Annotated in this window: 17 protein-coding genes; 8 read left to right on the top strand and 9 right to left on the bottom strand. The window is 64.6% G+C overall.

Annotation, left to right across the window (positions count from 1 at the left end):
- Positions 1 to 54: 54 nt before the first annotated feature.
- Both ACVIW0_RS20835 and ACVIW0_RS20830 read left to right on the top strand, forming a co-directional pair.
- A complete protein-coding gene (locus ACVIW0_RS20835; protein ID WP_128970955.1) occupies positions 55 to 240 on the top strand; it encodes a hypothetical protein in 186 nt (61 codons plus the stop codon).
- A gap of 285 nt (positions 241 to 525) precedes the next feature.
- Positions 526 to 1,047: a DUF1993 domain-containing protein gene (locus tag ACVIW0_RS20830; protein WP_461354024.1), complete on the top strand. Its 522-nt coding sequence runs from the start codon at positions 526 to 528 to the stop codon at positions 1,045 to 1,047.
- 109 nt (positions 1,048 to 1,156) lie between these two features.
- Here ACVIW0_RS20830 and ACVIW0_RS20825 read toward each other — a convergent pair whose 3' ends face one another.
- The 7 genes from ACVIW0_RS20825 to ACVIW0_RS20795 all read right to left on the bottom strand — a co-directional run bounded on the left by ACVIW0_RS20825 (position 1,157) and on the right by ACVIW0_RS20795 (position 4,320).
- A complete protein-coding gene (locus ACVIW0_RS20825) occupies positions 1,157 to 1,393 on the bottom strand; it encodes a hypothetical protein (RefSeq protein WP_461354023.1) in 237 nt (78 codons plus the stop codon).
- A 328-nt stretch (positions 1,394 to 1,721) separates the two neighbouring features.
- Positions 1,722 to 1,895 (bottom strand): hypothetical protein, encoded by a 174-nt coding sequence (locus ACVIW0_RS20820; RefSeq protein WP_461354022.1) that lies wholly within the window; start codon positions 1,893 to 1,895, stop codon positions 1,722 to 1,724.
- Positions 1,896 to 1,903: 8 nt separating this feature from the next.
- Positions 1,904 to 2,134, bottom strand: coding sequence for a DUF6894 family protein (locus ACVIW0_RS20815; protein WP_461354021.1), 231 nt, complete (start codon positions 2,132 to 2,134; stop codon positions 1,904 to 1,906).
- Between the two features lie 140 nt (positions 2,135 to 2,274).
- The gene (locus ACVIW0_RS20810; RefSeq protein ID WP_461354020.1) at positions 2,275 to 2,619 is read right to left on the bottom strand and encodes a tRNA-binding protein; all 345 of its coding nucleotides are present in this window, start codon (positions 2,617 to 2,619) and stop codon (positions 2,275 to 2,277) included.
- Complete coding sequence (locus tag ACVIW0_RS20805) at positions 2,619 to 3,245, bottom strand: LysE family translocator (RefSeq protein ID WP_461354019.1); 627 nt, start codon at positions 3,243 to 3,245, stop codon at positions 2,619 to 2,621. Before ACVIW0_RS20805 ends, ACVIW0_RS20810 begins: the two co-directional genes overlap by 1 nt.
- A gap of 18 nt (positions 3,246 to 3,263) precedes the next feature.
- Positions 3,264 to 4,136, bottom strand: coding sequence for a pyridoxal kinase PdxY (gene pdxY, locus ACVIW0_RS20800; RefSeq protein ID WP_461354018.1), 873 nt, complete (start codon positions 4,134 to 4,136; stop codon positions 3,264 to 3,266).
- A 10-nt stretch (positions 4,137 to 4,146) separates the two neighbouring features.
- The gene (locus ACVIW0_RS20795) at positions 4,147 to 4,320 is read right to left on the bottom strand and encodes a hypothetical protein (protein WP_016840760.1); all 174 of its coding nucleotides are present in this window, start codon (positions 4,318 to 4,320) and stop codon (positions 4,147 to 4,149) included.
- Between the two features lie 500 nt (positions 4,321 to 4,820).
- Between ACVIW0_RS20795 and ACVIW0_RS20790 the strand changes: the two genes are divergently transcribed.
- Entirely contained in the window at positions 4,821 to 5,051 is a 231-nt protein-coding gene (locus ACVIW0_RS20790; RefSeq protein WP_461354017.1) for a hypothetical protein, read from the top strand.
- Positions 5,052 to 5,324: 273 nt separating this feature from the next.
- On the opposite strand, the gene ACVIW0_RS20785 is transcribed toward ACVIW0_RS20790, so the two are convergent.
- Positions 5,325 to 6,125 carry an alpha/beta fold hydrolase gene (locus ACVIW0_RS20785; RefSeq protein WP_461354016.1) on the bottom strand — a complete coding sequence of 267 codons (801 nt, stop codon included), beginning with the start codon at positions 6,123 to 6,125 and terminating at the stop codon, positions 5,325 to 5,327.
- Between the two features lie 122 nt (positions 6,126 to 6,247).
- Between ACVIW0_RS20785 and ACVIW0_RS20780 the strand changes: the two genes are divergently transcribed.
- The 5 genes from ACVIW0_RS20780 to ACVIW0_RS20760 all read left to right on the top strand — a co-directional run bounded on the left by ACVIW0_RS20780 (position 6,248) and on the right by ACVIW0_RS20760 (position 11,502).
- Entirely contained in the window at positions 6,248 to 7,186 is a 939-nt protein-coding gene (locus ACVIW0_RS20780) for a LysR family transcriptional regulator (protein WP_461354015.1), read from the top strand.
- Between the two features lie 386 nt (positions 7,187 to 7,572).
- On the top strand, positions 7,573 to 8,295 hold the full coding sequence (locus ACVIW0_RS20775; RefSeq protein ID WP_461354014.1) for an ROK family protein: 723 nt from the start codon (positions 7,573 to 7,575) through the stop codon (positions 8,293 to 8,295).
- Positions 8,296 to 8,428: 133 nt separating this feature from the next.
- A complete protein-coding gene (locus ACVIW0_RS20770) occupies positions 8,429 to 8,689 on the top strand; it encodes a PepSY domain-containing protein (protein ID WP_461354013.1) in 261 nt (86 codons plus the stop codon).
- Between the two features lie 180 nt (positions 8,690 to 8,869).
- Positions 8,870 to 10,153 (top strand): cystathionine gamma-synthase family protein, encoded by a 1,284-nt coding sequence (locus tag ACVIW0_RS20765; protein ID WP_461354012.1) that lies wholly within the window; start codon positions 8,870 to 8,872, stop codon positions 10,151 to 10,153.
- Between the two features lie 158 nt (positions 10,154 to 10,311).
- On the top strand, positions 10,312 to 11,502 hold the full coding sequence (locus ACVIW0_RS20760; RefSeq protein WP_461354011.1) for a S1C family serine protease: 1,191 nt from the start codon (positions 10,312 to 10,314) through the stop codon (positions 11,500 to 11,502).
- Here ACVIW0_RS20760 and ACVIW0_RS20755 read toward each other — a convergent pair.
- Positions 11,495 to 12,511, bottom strand: coding sequence for an LLM class flavin-dependent oxidoreductase (locus ACVIW0_RS20755; RefSeq protein WP_461354010.1), 1,017 nt, complete (start codon positions 12,509 to 12,511; stop codon positions 11,495 to 11,497). The genes ACVIW0_RS20760 and ACVIW0_RS20755 overlap by 8 nt on opposite strands.
- Positions 12,512 to 12,654: the final 143 nt, after the last annotated feature.

Raw genomic sequence — 12,654 nt, 5'->3', positions numbered from 1 at the left:
ACGGGATGCGCCGAACGCCCGTCCCTGCGGCGTCAGACAGCCGAGGAGAGCGCCATGATAGCCGAGATGCAGATCCACACCATCGCGCGGCAGATGTTGCTGAAGCACGGCCCCGAAGCGATCGCGCAGGCCGCACAGAACGCGGTGGCCTGCGAGCGCAAGGGCGAGACCGAAGATGCCCGCGACTGGCGCCATATCGAGGACGCCTTGAAGATGATGCGCGGACCGCATCAGAGCTGACGCGGAAGCCACGATGCCTCACTAGTGTGCTGAATGCGAAGTTCGTGCGATCTCGCGGCAGCCACTTTCACGAACTTCGCATTCAGCACACTAGAATCATAAGTTTGCTAGTATCCTTGTCGAATCTGAAGTTCGCTCCGAAGGTGCGGCAAATGACACTAGATGATCCGGCGCTGCGCGCCGGACCATTTGGTCTGCGACCCCCGGCGCTGCTTGCCTTCTCCTGAAATTCCGGGAACTGTGTTCCGGCAAGCAGCAGACAAATTCTATTTGGGGGAATTCGCCATGGCCTTTTCACTCTACGACGCGACCGTTGCCAACTATCTGCAGATCCTCGGCGCCACCTCGGGCTTCCTCGACAAGAGCCTCGCGCATTTCAAGGAGAACGGGGTCGATCCGGCCGAGATCGTCGAGACCCGGCTGTTTCCGGACATGTGGCCGTTCCGCTTCCAGGTGGTCTCGCTCGCGCATCATTCCCGCGGCGCGATGGAAGCTGCGAAGAACGGCGTGTTTGTGCCGCCGTCCGGCAAGCGCGATCTGGATTACGCCGCGCTGCAAGCGCTGGTGAAGGATGCGCAAAGCGAATTGTCGGCCCTGACGCCGGATGCGGTCAATGCGTTGCTCGGGCGCGAGCTGACGTTCAAGGTCGGCGAGCGGTCGATGCCGTTCACCGTCGAGGGCTTCCTGATGTCGTTCTCGCTGCCGAACTTCTTCTTCCACGCGACCACCACCTACGACATCCTGCGCCACAAGGGCGCGCCGCTCGGCAAGCGCGACTTCATCGGCCGGCTGAATCTGAAGAAGTGATCGAGCCGCGCGTCAATCGATCTTGCCGCGGCGGCAACATCGGCCGCCGTTTGCGACAAGACCACGCTCGCGCTGACAAGCGCGATCACCGCGTTTTAGCGCGTGGACGCTAGCCCGTCCTGCGCCAGCGCGGCACGGGATCGAGCGGCGTCCGATACAGCTCGTGCCGGTCGATGTCGGTGACGCGCACGGCGCAGCCGCATGCCTTCAGCTCCGGCTTGACCTGCGACAGCTCGTTGGCGAGCTGATCGGCGCGGTCCGAGGCGAGGCTGATGTTTTCGAGGATGATCGTTCCTTGATTGCGGAACTCGTCCCCCACCACGAGATCGAAGGTGTAGTACGGCATCCCGAAAGTTCTCCGTTTCGGTTTGCATCACAGGGTAACACTGAGTCGTGCTTTCCCTAAGATGCGTGGCGCACAATCAACGAGCGATTGGCGCAAAAACGATGTGCAGCGCATCGCACGATGAACGTTGGAGCACGCGGTACGCAGCACGGCGAAGAGTCTTGTGATTCAGCTCAGCGCCATGCCGTTAAGATTTGATTAAAACTGTCATCGCAAGCTTGCGCCCAGTTGGAATCGCAGCGGAACCGGACTCTGGGAACCGGCAGCTGCAGGAGAAGGCCGGTGGCGTAACGCCCGCCGGCCTTTTCTCGTCCTGGACGCCCGCGACCTAGTCGCGCAATACGGCTTGCTGCCTGGCGCGGCACTTCGGGCCGGGCCCGCGCATGTAATACAGTTCGGGGCGATAGGGGTTCATGACACCGTCAAGCAGCGCGACCCAGCGCGCGACGAGATGGGCGAGGCGGCGGCGAAGCGGGCGCAGGGCAAGTTCCATTGCGTTCATGGCGCGCCTCAGTGCAATTCGCCGAGGATGGCGGTGAACGGCAGCTCGAAGATCTCCGTGCCGATGTCGTCGGTGACGTGGACCGCCCAGTTGCGCCAGTCTTCCACGCTCGGTGTCATGACAAAGCTGCGCGCCAGCTGCTCCGCGTGCACCCGCGCCTCCGAAAGGTCCATGGCGGCGCCGATGCGATCCAGGATGACGTGCCTGTCGTCGGAACAGTGAAAGAAAACTGCAGACATCTTCCGATTCCCATACCAAAGCGATTCTCGCGCACTGCAATAGCAGTGCGCGAGGGCACGGAGAATCCGGGTGATCCCCCATCGGTAAACTACGGGGATTCCAGACGATTTGAATCACGCGGCCGTGATCTCGAAGGGCCTCAGAAGATCGGCTCTCCGATCGCAACCTGGCTGCGCGGGCCGAGCACGATTACCTTGCCGTCGGCATCCTTGGCGCCGAGGATCAGGAGTTCCGAGGTGAAACCCGCGATGTTCTTCGGCCCGAGATTGCAGATGCACACCACCAGTGAGCCGACCAGCGCCGCCGGCTCGTAATTCGTGATCTGCGCGCTCGACCACATGATCCGCTCCGCCCCGACATCGACGCCGACCTTGTATGAGGGATTGCGGGCGCGCGGAAATGGCTGCACCTCGACGACCTTGCCGATCCGGATGTCGAGGCGGGCGAAATCGTCATAGCTGGCCGGGGGCTTCAGTTCGGTCATCAGCGCTCCTGAAACGCGAGGCGGACGCCGAGCGCGATATAGATCGTGCCGACCACGCGGCCCTGCCACTGTCCGATGCGGCGATGCCGCCTGATCCACGGGCTGATCCCGCCGGCGGCGAGTGCGAGCAGCGAGGTATAGGCCGCACTCATCACGACGAAGACCAGGCCGAGCGTCGCGAACTGCGCGACGGCCGAGCCGTGGCCGGGATGCACGAACTGCGGCAAGAAGGCGAGGAAGAACAGCGCGGTCTTCGGATTGAGCATTTCCGCCCAGATCGCCTGCCGGAACGCGCGCCGCGGATCGACCGGCTGCGACGTAGGCAGGTGCAAATCGTCGTTCTTCTCGAACAGCGCGCGGATGCCGAGCACGATCAGGTAGATCACGCCGGCATATTTCACGATCGAGAACGCCAATGCCGAGGTCATCAGCACGGCCGACAGGCCGAACGTCGCCATCGCTGTGTGGACGAGGTCGCCGAGTGCGATGCCGAACCCGGTGGCGATGCCGACGCGTGGCCCGCCGGTGACCGAGCGCGCCAGCACGAGCAGCACGGCTGGTCCCGGGATCAGGAACAGGCCGAGCACGACGGCGGCGTAGGTGAGGAGGGTGGTGAGGTCGATCATGTCACGTGTTCCCGGATGTCAGGATGCAGGGATCGCAACGGCCGCGAAGCGCGGCTTCGGGTCAAGCATCACGTCAGCGCTTTCGACAATCCGCATTTCCTCGGTCCCTCGCTGCGCCGTGCGCTGCAGCACGCCGTGGATGCCTGAGGCGGCATGGCTGAGCGCCTCCGGCGTCGCAAGACCGCGGACACGGGCGGCGGCGAACAGCGCGGCGAACAGGTCGCCGGTGCCGGACGGGCTGATCGGCACGCGCGGGGTGCGCACGCGCCAGGCGCAAGTCTTGCCGGATTGAGTGCGCTCGATCGCCAGCGTCTCGATCTCGCTGTGGGGCGTGCCGGCAAGCTCGGCGCTGGTGACGACGATGGTCGCTGGTCCCCGCGCCATCAGCGCGCGGGCTTGGGTGACGACGTCATCGGTGGTCGCGACGCGCCCGCCGCAGAGGAATTCAAACTCGAAATGGTTCGGTGTGATGATGTCGGCCAGCGGACAGAGCTGGTCGCGCACCAGCGGCGGGATGTCCGGTCGCACGAACATGCCGCGGTCGCGGTCGCCGAGCACGGGATCGCAGCAATAGAGCAGGGCCGGGTTTTGCGCCTTGGCCCGGGCGACGAACTCGGCGACCTCCGTGGCGATGTCGGCCGAGCCGAGATAACCCGACAGGATCATTCGCGCGCCCTCGACCACGCCGCGCTCCTCGACGCCGCGCAAGAGATCGGCGACCAGCTGCACGTCGAGCACCCGGCCGCGGATGGTCGGATAGCCCGGCCGATTGCTGAGCAGCGTGGTCGGCACCGCGACGACGTCGATGCCGTGCAGCTGGATCGGAAAGCTGGCGGCGCTGTTGCCGACATGGCCCCAGGCGACCTGGGACTGGATCGAGATGACGCTCATGGTGTCCGCATCACCCGAACAGCGCGGCGTAGATGACGTAGAGCCAGCCCAGGATACCGTGGATGATCGCCCACAGGATCGAATGGTTCTTGGTGTAGGAGATCGCGATCGCCAGCGCCGAGCCGAACCCCACGCCGTATTTCGCGCCCTCGACGCGGACGCCATAATATCGATTGCCGTTCATGGTGGTCCTTCCAGCGAGGTGCGTGATTGGCGACAGCGTAACCCGCCGGTTGCGGTCAGTTCAACGGCGGACATGCGCGATTGCCGCGCAACGGCGGGTACTCGGGCTAATGGGTCCTGGCTTCCGCCAGGAGGACGGCAGTGGATGGTTCGTGATCCGACTGCCACACCACCGGTGTCATCACCCGCGAAAGCGGGTGATCCAGTATTCCAGAGGCAGCAGTGCTTGGGCCGGGAGGCCGCGGCGTGCTGGATCGCCCTGTCGAGTCCGGGCGATGACAGGTGAGAGTGGGGACGCAGCTTCGAACTCCTCGCGACATGTTTCTCCAGCCGCCGGTCACGTCCCGATCAATCGAATGTGTCGAACTGCGCCGCGGCACACGCGAATTCGTTGCGGCGGAGCGGAATAATCGGCCGCGCCATTCGTCATGGTAGCAGCGAGAATGCTTCAGCAGGCTGGTGAAATGGTCCCATCCTTTTGAATCCAACCGGAGAAGTTCGATGACTGCGATGAGCCATATCGCGGCGGGCCTGATTGCGCTCGCCATTTTGACGACGTCAGCCATGGCGCGGGACGTGCCGATGGAGGGCCGATTTGGGTTCGCAAGGGCTCACCCAGCGAGCCACTGGAGCGGCGGCTCGCCGCACTTACCCGCATCGCATTTCGAAACACTGCCGCGGGATCAGCCGGGCGGCGTCTGCGACCACGGCGACAATGCCATGATCTGCTGAGCCGGACCGTGCATGGCGGTGATCTCCGGCGAAAGTTGCGCTGGCCTTGCTGGGTCGTCTCCCTCCAGCTGCGAGCGCCGCCGCCATGCACATCCTCCGTCCCCAGTTTCGCGTCGAGCAGGACCGCGCGGCGGCGCGCGGCTTCGGCGCCATCGTCGCCACCGATGCGCGCGGCCCGCAGGCGCAAACGCCTTGTTAAGAATCGCTCCGCGCTGATTTTCTCGATTCCGATTCGTTCTGTGCGAACAAAATGGAGTCGGATGGGGAACATAGTCAGGGCGCGACACGCAGGAAGCTCAAGACCTCGCTGTTGAATCGATCTGCCTGCTCGACATTGAGGATGTGAACGCCGGGCAGCAGAACGAGTTTGGCATGGGCGATTGCTGCCGCGATCGCCTCGCTGTGGCTGGCCCGTGTGACGGTGTCGCTCTCGCCGCCGATGACCAGCGTCGGTGCCGCGATCAGCGGGATGACCCGGCGAAGATCGACGTCGCGCAGCGCCGCAAGGCAGCCGGCGAGCCCGCGTGGCGGAGTGGTGAGCACCATGTTGCGGAATTCGTCGACGATCTCGTTCGGCGCAGCCAGCATCGTGGCGGGAAACCAGTTGCGCATGAAGCCGTCGGCACTTGCGTTCATATCCGGCGCCGCCAGGACCGTACGGATCTGCTCGTCGAACGGCAGCTCCGCCGCGAGATAGGACGCGGTGTTGGAGAGGATCAGGCGATCGATGCGTTCGGGCGCGAAGATGCCGAGCCACTGCCCGATGAATCCGCCGAGCGACAGGCCGAGGAAATGCGCGCGATCGATGTTGAGCTCATCGAGCAGTTCGACCACGTCGCGGCCGAGCCGGTCCAGCGAATAGGCGCCAACGGGCGCGTCTGAGCCGCCGTGACCGCGGGTGTCGTAGCGGAGAAGCCGAAACGACCGGCTCAGGGCCGGCACCGTGCGGTCCCACATGTGCAGGTTCGTGGCGATCGAGTTCGAGAGCGCGAGCACCGGCCGGTCATCGGGACCGTCGATGCGGTAGGCAATCCGGCAGCCGTCTCCTGCCGTGAAGTGGTCATCGCCGCTCATCTGCTTGTCCTTTCTGTCCGGGGAAGCCGCCAGCTTCGCATCACATCAGGACTCCAGGCTAGGACTCGCCCATGGCAAGAAAAATTACTAAGATTGATCACTCTCTGTAGGTTTTATGAACAATGGACCGGATCAAGCTTCACGATTTGCGCTGCTTCGACGCTGTCGCAACCAAGGGAAGTTTTCAGGGGGCCGGGGCCGTGCTGAACCGGTCGCACCCGTCGGTGTTCGCGGCGGTTGCCCGCCTCGAACAGCAGCTCGGCCTTGTGCTGTTCGATCGCAGTGGATACCGCGTCGGGCTGACGGACGCCGGGCGGGTGTTTCACACGCGGGCGCGGGCGACGCTGCGCGAATTCGACCTGCTGAAGACCTACGCCGACCAGCTTGTCAGCGGCGAAGAGGTGGTCCTGCGTGTGGTGATTGGCGATCTCTGCCCGCGGCCGCCGGTGCTGCAAATGCTCTCGGAGTTCTTCGCTGGATATCCCAACACGCGCCTGCAGCTGGAATATGAGGCTGTCAGCGGACCGCTCGAGCGCCTGATCGAAGGGGAGGCCGACCTGGTGTTTCATCGCGCGGACCCGTCGGATCCGCGCGTCGAGCAGATCAAGCTTTCGACGACCGCCATGGTGCCGGTCGTCGCTCCCGGCTTTCTGCCGTTCGCATGGACGAAGAAGGTGACGCCGGAGCAGATGCGCCCGTTCACGCAGTGTGTGATCCGCGACACGGCGCGGCGATCACGAGCGGAAAACTTCTTCCTGATCGACGGTGCCCATCAGTGCACCGTGCCGGACCAGGCGATGAAGAAGGAGCTGATCCTGCATCGTCTCGCCTGGGGCCATCTGCCGGCGTGGCTGATCGCGGACGAACTCCGGGACGGCACGCTGATCAGCATTGCCGGCGCGAATTTTCCGGGCCGCGAGGAAAACCTGGCGGCGGTGCGCCATCGCCAGCACGCGCACGGGCCCGTCGCGGAAGCGCTTTGGCGTCATCTCGGAGATTGGCGGCTCACTCGACGCGCGGGGCGGGACAGCAAACGGCTCCGCGCCAAGCGCGGACGTTGAACAGGTTCATGCGAAATCGCGCAAACCTGTTGTTAAGAATCGCTTCGCGCCGATTTTTCGATTCCGATTCGTTCTTCGCGAACGAAATGGAGTCGAACGGAGAACGCGATTGTGATGGCGCCGGTCGCGCCGCCAGCGAGCCCAGCGCTTGCACCATGTGCGATGGGCTCGGTGATATTCCGCATCAGGCGCAATAATCCCACGATGGCACAACATCGATCGCCCGGACGCAGTCTGTGCATAGGCGTTGTTAACGCTTGGGCTGTGTCGATTTTTTCGATTCCGATTCGTTCCTCGCGAACAAATTGGAGTCAGATGCAGAACGGCGCTGTGGCGCGCAATGTGTTTCTCTGCTCCACTCGGTACGCAAGAGGAAGAGCGGATCGATGGTCAAGAAGCCAACCAGGACAACGAAGAAGCCGGCATCGCGCAGGACCGTGCTGGCGATCGACATCGGCGGCACGCATGTTAAGGTGATGACCGACAAGGAGCGCATCAAGCGCGAATTCGAGTCGGGTCCAACTCTGTCTGCGGTCGAGATGGTGCGGCAGGTCAAGGCGCTGACCAGGGACTGGTCCTATGACGTGATCTCGATCGGCTATCCCGGACCGGTCGTTCACAACCGCCCGCTCGCCGAGCCGCATAATCTTGGCCGCGGCTGGGCCGGCTTCGATTTCCACACGGCGTTCGGCCGGCCGGTGAAGGTCGTCAACGATGCGCTGATGCAGGCAATCGGCAGCTATCAGGGCGGGCGGATGCTGTTTCTCGGCCTTGGCACCGGGCTCGGCTCCGCGATGATCGTGGAGGGCGTTTTCGAGCCGATGGAGCTTGGCCATTTGCCATACCGCAAGGACGCAACGTTTGAGGACTATGTCGGCGCCGCGGGCCTCGAGCGGCGCGGCCGCAGGAAATGGCGCAAGAGCGTCGACGACGTCATCGCGCGGCTGTCGGCGGCGCTGGAGCCGGACTATATCGTGCTCGGCGGCGGCAATGCCGACAAGGTGGACAATCCGCCGCCCAAGGTGCGGTTCGGCGACAACGCCAACGCATTCGAGGGCGGCTTCCGGTTGTGGAAGAAGTCAGCGCGCAAGCCGCGCAACGCGCATTGATGAAACGGGAACCGCAGCCAAATCGCCGCGACTGCCGAAGTTTCGCGCTGTTCCGCCGTTGCGGTTCCTGGAACGGATCGGGCGCGCCGCTCGTTTTATGCGGCATAACATCCCGTTCCATGAGGAGTGAAGCATGCGAAGCCTGATTATTCCCGCAATCGCGGCCCTGGCCATCGGTGCCGCGACGCCCGCGATGGCCTATGATACCGGTACACAGATCTCGATGGAGGCGGCGCTGGACGTCGCGACCAATCTCGGCGTTGTGACGGTGTCGAACACCAAGTTTCTCGGCGATGAGTGGGAAGTCGAGGGCCGCGACCGTCTCGGCCGCTGGATGCAAGTCGATGTCGACGCGCGCACCGGCGAGGTGCGTAACGTGGAGCGCGGCTGGTAGCCGCGTCTTCACCCCGGCGTGAGCGATTTGAACGGCCGGCGGGGCGCATCGCCGGCCGTTCGTTATCCAGAACTGTTCGATGCCGTGCTTTGGCCGAACGCTACAAAGGTGCGGTATGCTGGCGGCATATTCCGGGAAGCTGCTGCGAGCCGCGGCGGTCCCGCGACAAGGAGACCGGCCATGACCAAACCGTTTCCATCCAAAACCCACATCGGCAACCACCTGCTGCATCCGGAAACCCAGATGCTGAACTACGGCTACGATCCGCAATTGTCGGAGGGCGCCGTCAAGCCGCCGGTATTTCTGACCTCGACCTTCGTGTTCCGCACCGCCGAGGACGGCAAGGACTTTTTCGATTTCGTCGCGGGCCGGCGCGAGCCTCCGGAAGGCATGGGCGCGGGGCTGGTCTATTCGCGCTTCAATCATCCGAACAGCGAGATCGTCGAGGACCGGCTTGCGATCTATGAGCGCACCGAGAGCTGCGCGCTGTTCTCCTCCGGCATGTCGGCGATCTCGACCACGGTGTTCGCCTTTGCGCGGCCCGGCGACGTGATCCTGCATTCGCAGCCGCTCTATGGCGGCACCGAGACGCTGTTCACCAGAACGCTGGCGGCGTTCTCGATTCAAGCGGTCGGCTTTGCCGACGGCCTCGACGAGGGCGTCGTCCGCGCCGCTGCCGACGAGGCGATGAAGAAGGGCCGTGTTGCGATGATCTTCATCGAGACGCCGGCCAATCCGACCAACGGCCTGGTCGACATCGCGCTGACGCGGCGCGTCGCCGACATGATCGGCAAGGCGCAGGGCTCCACCCCGATCATCGCCTGCGACAACACGCTGCTCGGACCGGTGTTTCAGCGGCCGATCGAGCATGGCGCCGATCTGTCGCTGTACTCGCTGACCAAATATGTCGGCGGTCATTCCGATTTGATCGCGGGCGCGGCGCTCGGCTCGAAGAGGCTGATGAAGGACGTCAAGGCGCTGCGCGGCGCAATCGGCACCCAGCTCGATCCGCATTCCTGCTGGATGATCAGCCGTTCGCTGGAAACGCTGAGCCTGCGCATGGAAAAGGCCGACCGCAATGCGCGGATCGTCGCCGACTATCTGCGCGACCATCCCAAGGTGGCGCAGGTGCATTATCTCGGCCATCACGACGTGGCATCGACTGCGGGGCGCGTGTTCGCGAGCCAAAGTAGCGGCGCCGGCTCCACATTCTCGTTCGACATCACAGGCGGGCAGCAGGCCGCGGAGAAATTCCTCAACAGCCTGCAGATCTTCAAGCTCGCGGTGAGCCTCGGCGGCACCGAGTCGCTGGCGAGCCTGCCGGCGACGATGACGCATTCCGGCGTGCCGGCCGATATCCGCACGAAGATCGGCGTGCTCGACACCACGATCCGGCTCTCGATCGGGATCGAGCATCCGTCCGATCTCGTCGCCGACATCGCGCAGGCGTTGAGCAAGGTGTGAAAAGGTCGTGAGCCGGATGATCCCAGGATCGGTGGAACGGTCTGCTCCGCACTCCGTTAGCATCGGTCGCTCGGCAGTGCGGCCCGGCGCGTGCGGGAACGGTTCGCCGACGTCGCGCCTCGCCCAGCAGCGGGCTGATCCAACCACGGATGCGACCGATGATTCACGGAACCTTGGCTTTCGCCGGCCTTCGCACGTCACTGATCGGCACTGCCGTCTCGTCGGCATTGCTCGTGATCGCCAGTATAGCTCACGCGCAGCCTGCGAGTTCGCCTGCGGATCGTGGCGCTGACGCCGGTCCCGGCGGTTTCGCCGACCTCGCGGAGAAGGTCGGGCCGGCCGTGATCGGTGTCGCCGCCAAGGTGGCGGCGCCAGACAATGACGATGACGATCCTGCAGGCCAATCGCCTGGGTCGGACGAACCCGATCAGGACATGCCGGGGAACATCGTTCCAGGTCCCGGCAAGCGTGGTCCGGGCGCGATGTCGACGCCAACTGAGATGACCTCGATCGGTTCGGGCTTCTTCATTTCGGCGGACGGCTATGCGGTGACCAACAATCACCTGCTGGCAGGCAGCGACACCGCCGATGTCCGTACCAGTGACAACAAGATCTACAAGGCGAAAGTCCTGGCCAAGGACCAGGTCAGCGATCTGGCGCTGCTCAAGGTCGATGGGCGGAGCGATTTCGCCTACGTCAAATTGGCGGATCAAGCGCCGCGCGCCGGCGATTGGGTGCTGGCGGTCGGCAATTCGTTCGGGCTCGGCAACACCGTCAATGCGGGCATCGTCTCGGCGCGTGCGCGCGACCTGGAGACGGGGCCTTCGGAAGATTTCGTGCAGATCGATGCGCGGATCAACCGCGGCGATTCCGGCGGACCGAGCTTCAACGCGCATGGCGAGGTGATCGGCGTCAACAGCATGATCGTGTCGCCCTCGGGCGGCTCGGTCGGTGTCGCCTTCGCGATTCCCGCCGACACCGTGAAGACGGTGATTCCGCAGCTGAAAGAGAAGGGCGCGGTCACGCGCGGTTGGATGGGCGCCCAGGTGCAATCGATCACCCCCGACGTTGCCGAGAGCCTGGGGGCGAACAATCTCCGCGGTGCGGTCGTGGTCGGCGTCCAGAACGGCGGCCCGGCAGCGCAGGCCGGATTGAAGCGCGGCGATGCGATCACCTCGGTCAATGACGAGCCGATCAAGAGCGCGAACGAGCTGACCAAGAAGGTCTATGCGGCGGCGCCGGGCACGTCGGTCAAGCTGTCGATGGTGCGCGACAATGCGCAGAACTCGCTGAACGTGACCGTGGGCAAGCACGCGCAGTCGCAGGCGCCCGGCGGCCCGCTCAAGTAGTCCCGCCGGCCTTGATCCCGCCGGGCTTGATCCCACCAGCCTTGGCGATCAGCTCGAACGAGCGCAGCCGCTTCTGGTGATCATAGACGTCGGAGACGATCATCAGCTCGTCGGCGCCGGTCTCCGCGACCAGCGCATCGATGCCGGCACGCACCGTCTCCACCGAGCCGATGATGGAACGCTCCAGCATCCGCATCGCCTGGACCTTTTCCTGCGGCGACCAGTAGGTCTCGATGTCGTCGATCGGCGGCTGGCTCAGGCCGCGCGCGCCGCGGAAGATGTTGGTGAACGACATCTGCTGCGTGGTGGCGAGGCGCCGCGCTTCCGCGTCGGTGTCGGCGGCGATGATGTTGACGCCGACCATGGTGTAGGGCTGCGCGAGTTGTTCCGACGGCTTGAAACGCGCGCGATAGATCTGCAGCGCCTGGTTCAAGAGCTCGGGGGCGAAGTGCGAGGCGAAGGCATAGGGCAGGCCGAGCTCGCCGGCCAGCATCGCGCCGAAATTGCTCGAGCCGAGAATCCACAGCGGCACGTCGGTGCCGGCAGCCGGCACCGCCTGGATGCGCTGGTTCGGACCGGCGGCCGCGAGGAAAGCCTGCACCTCGAGCACGTCCTGCGGAAAGTTCTCGGCGGATTCCGGCGTGCGGCGCAGCGCGCGCAGCGTCAGCTGATCGGTGCCCGGCGCGCGGCCGAGGCCGAGATCGATCCGGCCCGGAAACAGCCGTGCCAGCGTGCCGAACTGCTCGGCAATCACGTAAGGCGCGTGGTTCGGCAGCATGATGCCGCCGGCGCCGACCCGGATGGTGCTGGTGCCCGCCGCGATATGCCCGATCACGACCGACGTCGCGGCGCTCGCAATGCCCGCCATGTTGTGGTGCTCCGCCACCCAGATCCGGCGATAGCCCAGCGCCTCGGCATGGCGAGCGACATCGCGCGCATTGTACAGCGCCCCACGCGCGTCGGTTTCCTCGGTGACGCGGACGAGATCGAGAATGGAGAGGGCGGCCACGGGAGCTCCGGAGCGTTGGGGACGGGGAGCCGATGGTATTTGGCTGTGTCCAGGGTGGGTGCGAAACGGCGGCGCGGCCGGTTCATGCAGATGCATATGGATACGCCCGCCATGCCGGTCAATCCGCCGGCCGCGGGAACGCG

The sequence above is a fragment of the Bradyrhizobium sp. USDA 4454 genome (assembly GCF_054822705.1).
Note: the sequence above shows the minus strand (reverse complement) of the source record. Positions and strands in the feature narration are given on the sequence as shown.

Coding starts and splice junctions, on each gene's coding strand:
- ACVIW0_RS20795 (WP_016840760.1), bottom strand. CDS start 4,320: ATGAACGGCAATCGATATTATGGCGTCCGCGTCGAGGGCGCGAAATAC.
- ACVIW0_RS20790 (WP_461354017.1), top strand. CDS start 4,821: ATGACTGCGATGAGCCATATCGCGGCGGGCCTGATTGCGCTCGCCATT.
- ACVIW0_RS20830 (WP_461354024.1), top strand. CDS start 526: ATGGCCTTTTCACTCTACGACGCGACCGTTGCCAACTATCTGCAGATC.
- ACVIW0_RS20780 (WP_461354015.1), top strand. CDS start 6,248: ATGGACCGGATCAAGCTTCACGATTTGCGCTGCTTCGACGCTGTCGCA.
- ACVIW0_RS20815 (WP_461354021.1), bottom strand. CDS start 2,134: ATGTCTGCAGTTTTCTTTCACTGTTCCGACGACAGGCACGTCATCCTG.
- ACVIW0_RS20760 (WP_461354011.1), top strand. CDS start 10,312: ATGATTCACGGAACCTTGGCTTTCGCCGGCCTTCGCACGTCACTGATC.
- ACVIW0_RS20810 (WP_461354020.1), bottom strand. CDS start 2,619: ATGACCGAACTGAAGCCCCCGGCCAGCTATGACGATTTCGCCCGCCTC.
- ACVIW0_RS20820 (WP_461354022.1), bottom strand. CDS start 1,895: ATGAACGCAATGGAACTTGCCCTGCGCCCGCTTCGCCGCCGCCTCGCC.
- ACVIW0_RS20805 (WP_461354019.1), bottom strand. CDS start 3,245: ATGATCGACCTCACCACCCTCCTCACCTACGCCGCCGTCGTGCTCGGC.
- ACVIW0_RS20825 (WP_461354023.1), bottom strand. CDS start 1,393: ATGCCGTACTACACCTTCGATCTCGTGGTGGGGGACGAGTTCCGCAAT.
- ACVIW0_RS20785 (WP_461354016.1), bottom strand. CDS start 6,125: ATGAGCGGCGATGACCACTTCACGGCAGGAGACGGCTGCCGGATTGCC.
- ACVIW0_RS20775 (WP_461354014.1), top strand. CDS start 7,573: ATGGTCAAGAAGCCAACCAGGACAACGAAGAAGCCGGCATCGCGCAGG.
- ACVIW0_RS20835 (WP_128970955.1), top strand. CDS start 55: ATGATAGCCGAGATGCAGATCCACACCATCGCGCGGCAGATGTTGCTG.
- ACVIW0_RS20765 (WP_461354012.1), top strand. CDS start 8,870: ATGACCAAACCGTTTCCATCCAAAACCCACATCGGCAACCACCTGCTG.
- pdxY (WP_461354018.1), bottom strand. CDS start 4,136: ATGAGCGTCATCTCGATCCAGTCCCAGGTCGCCTGGGGCCATGTCGGC.
- ACVIW0_RS20770 (WP_461354013.1), top strand. CDS start 8,429: ATGCGAAGCCTGATTATTCCCGCAATCGCGGCCCTGGCCATCGGTGCC.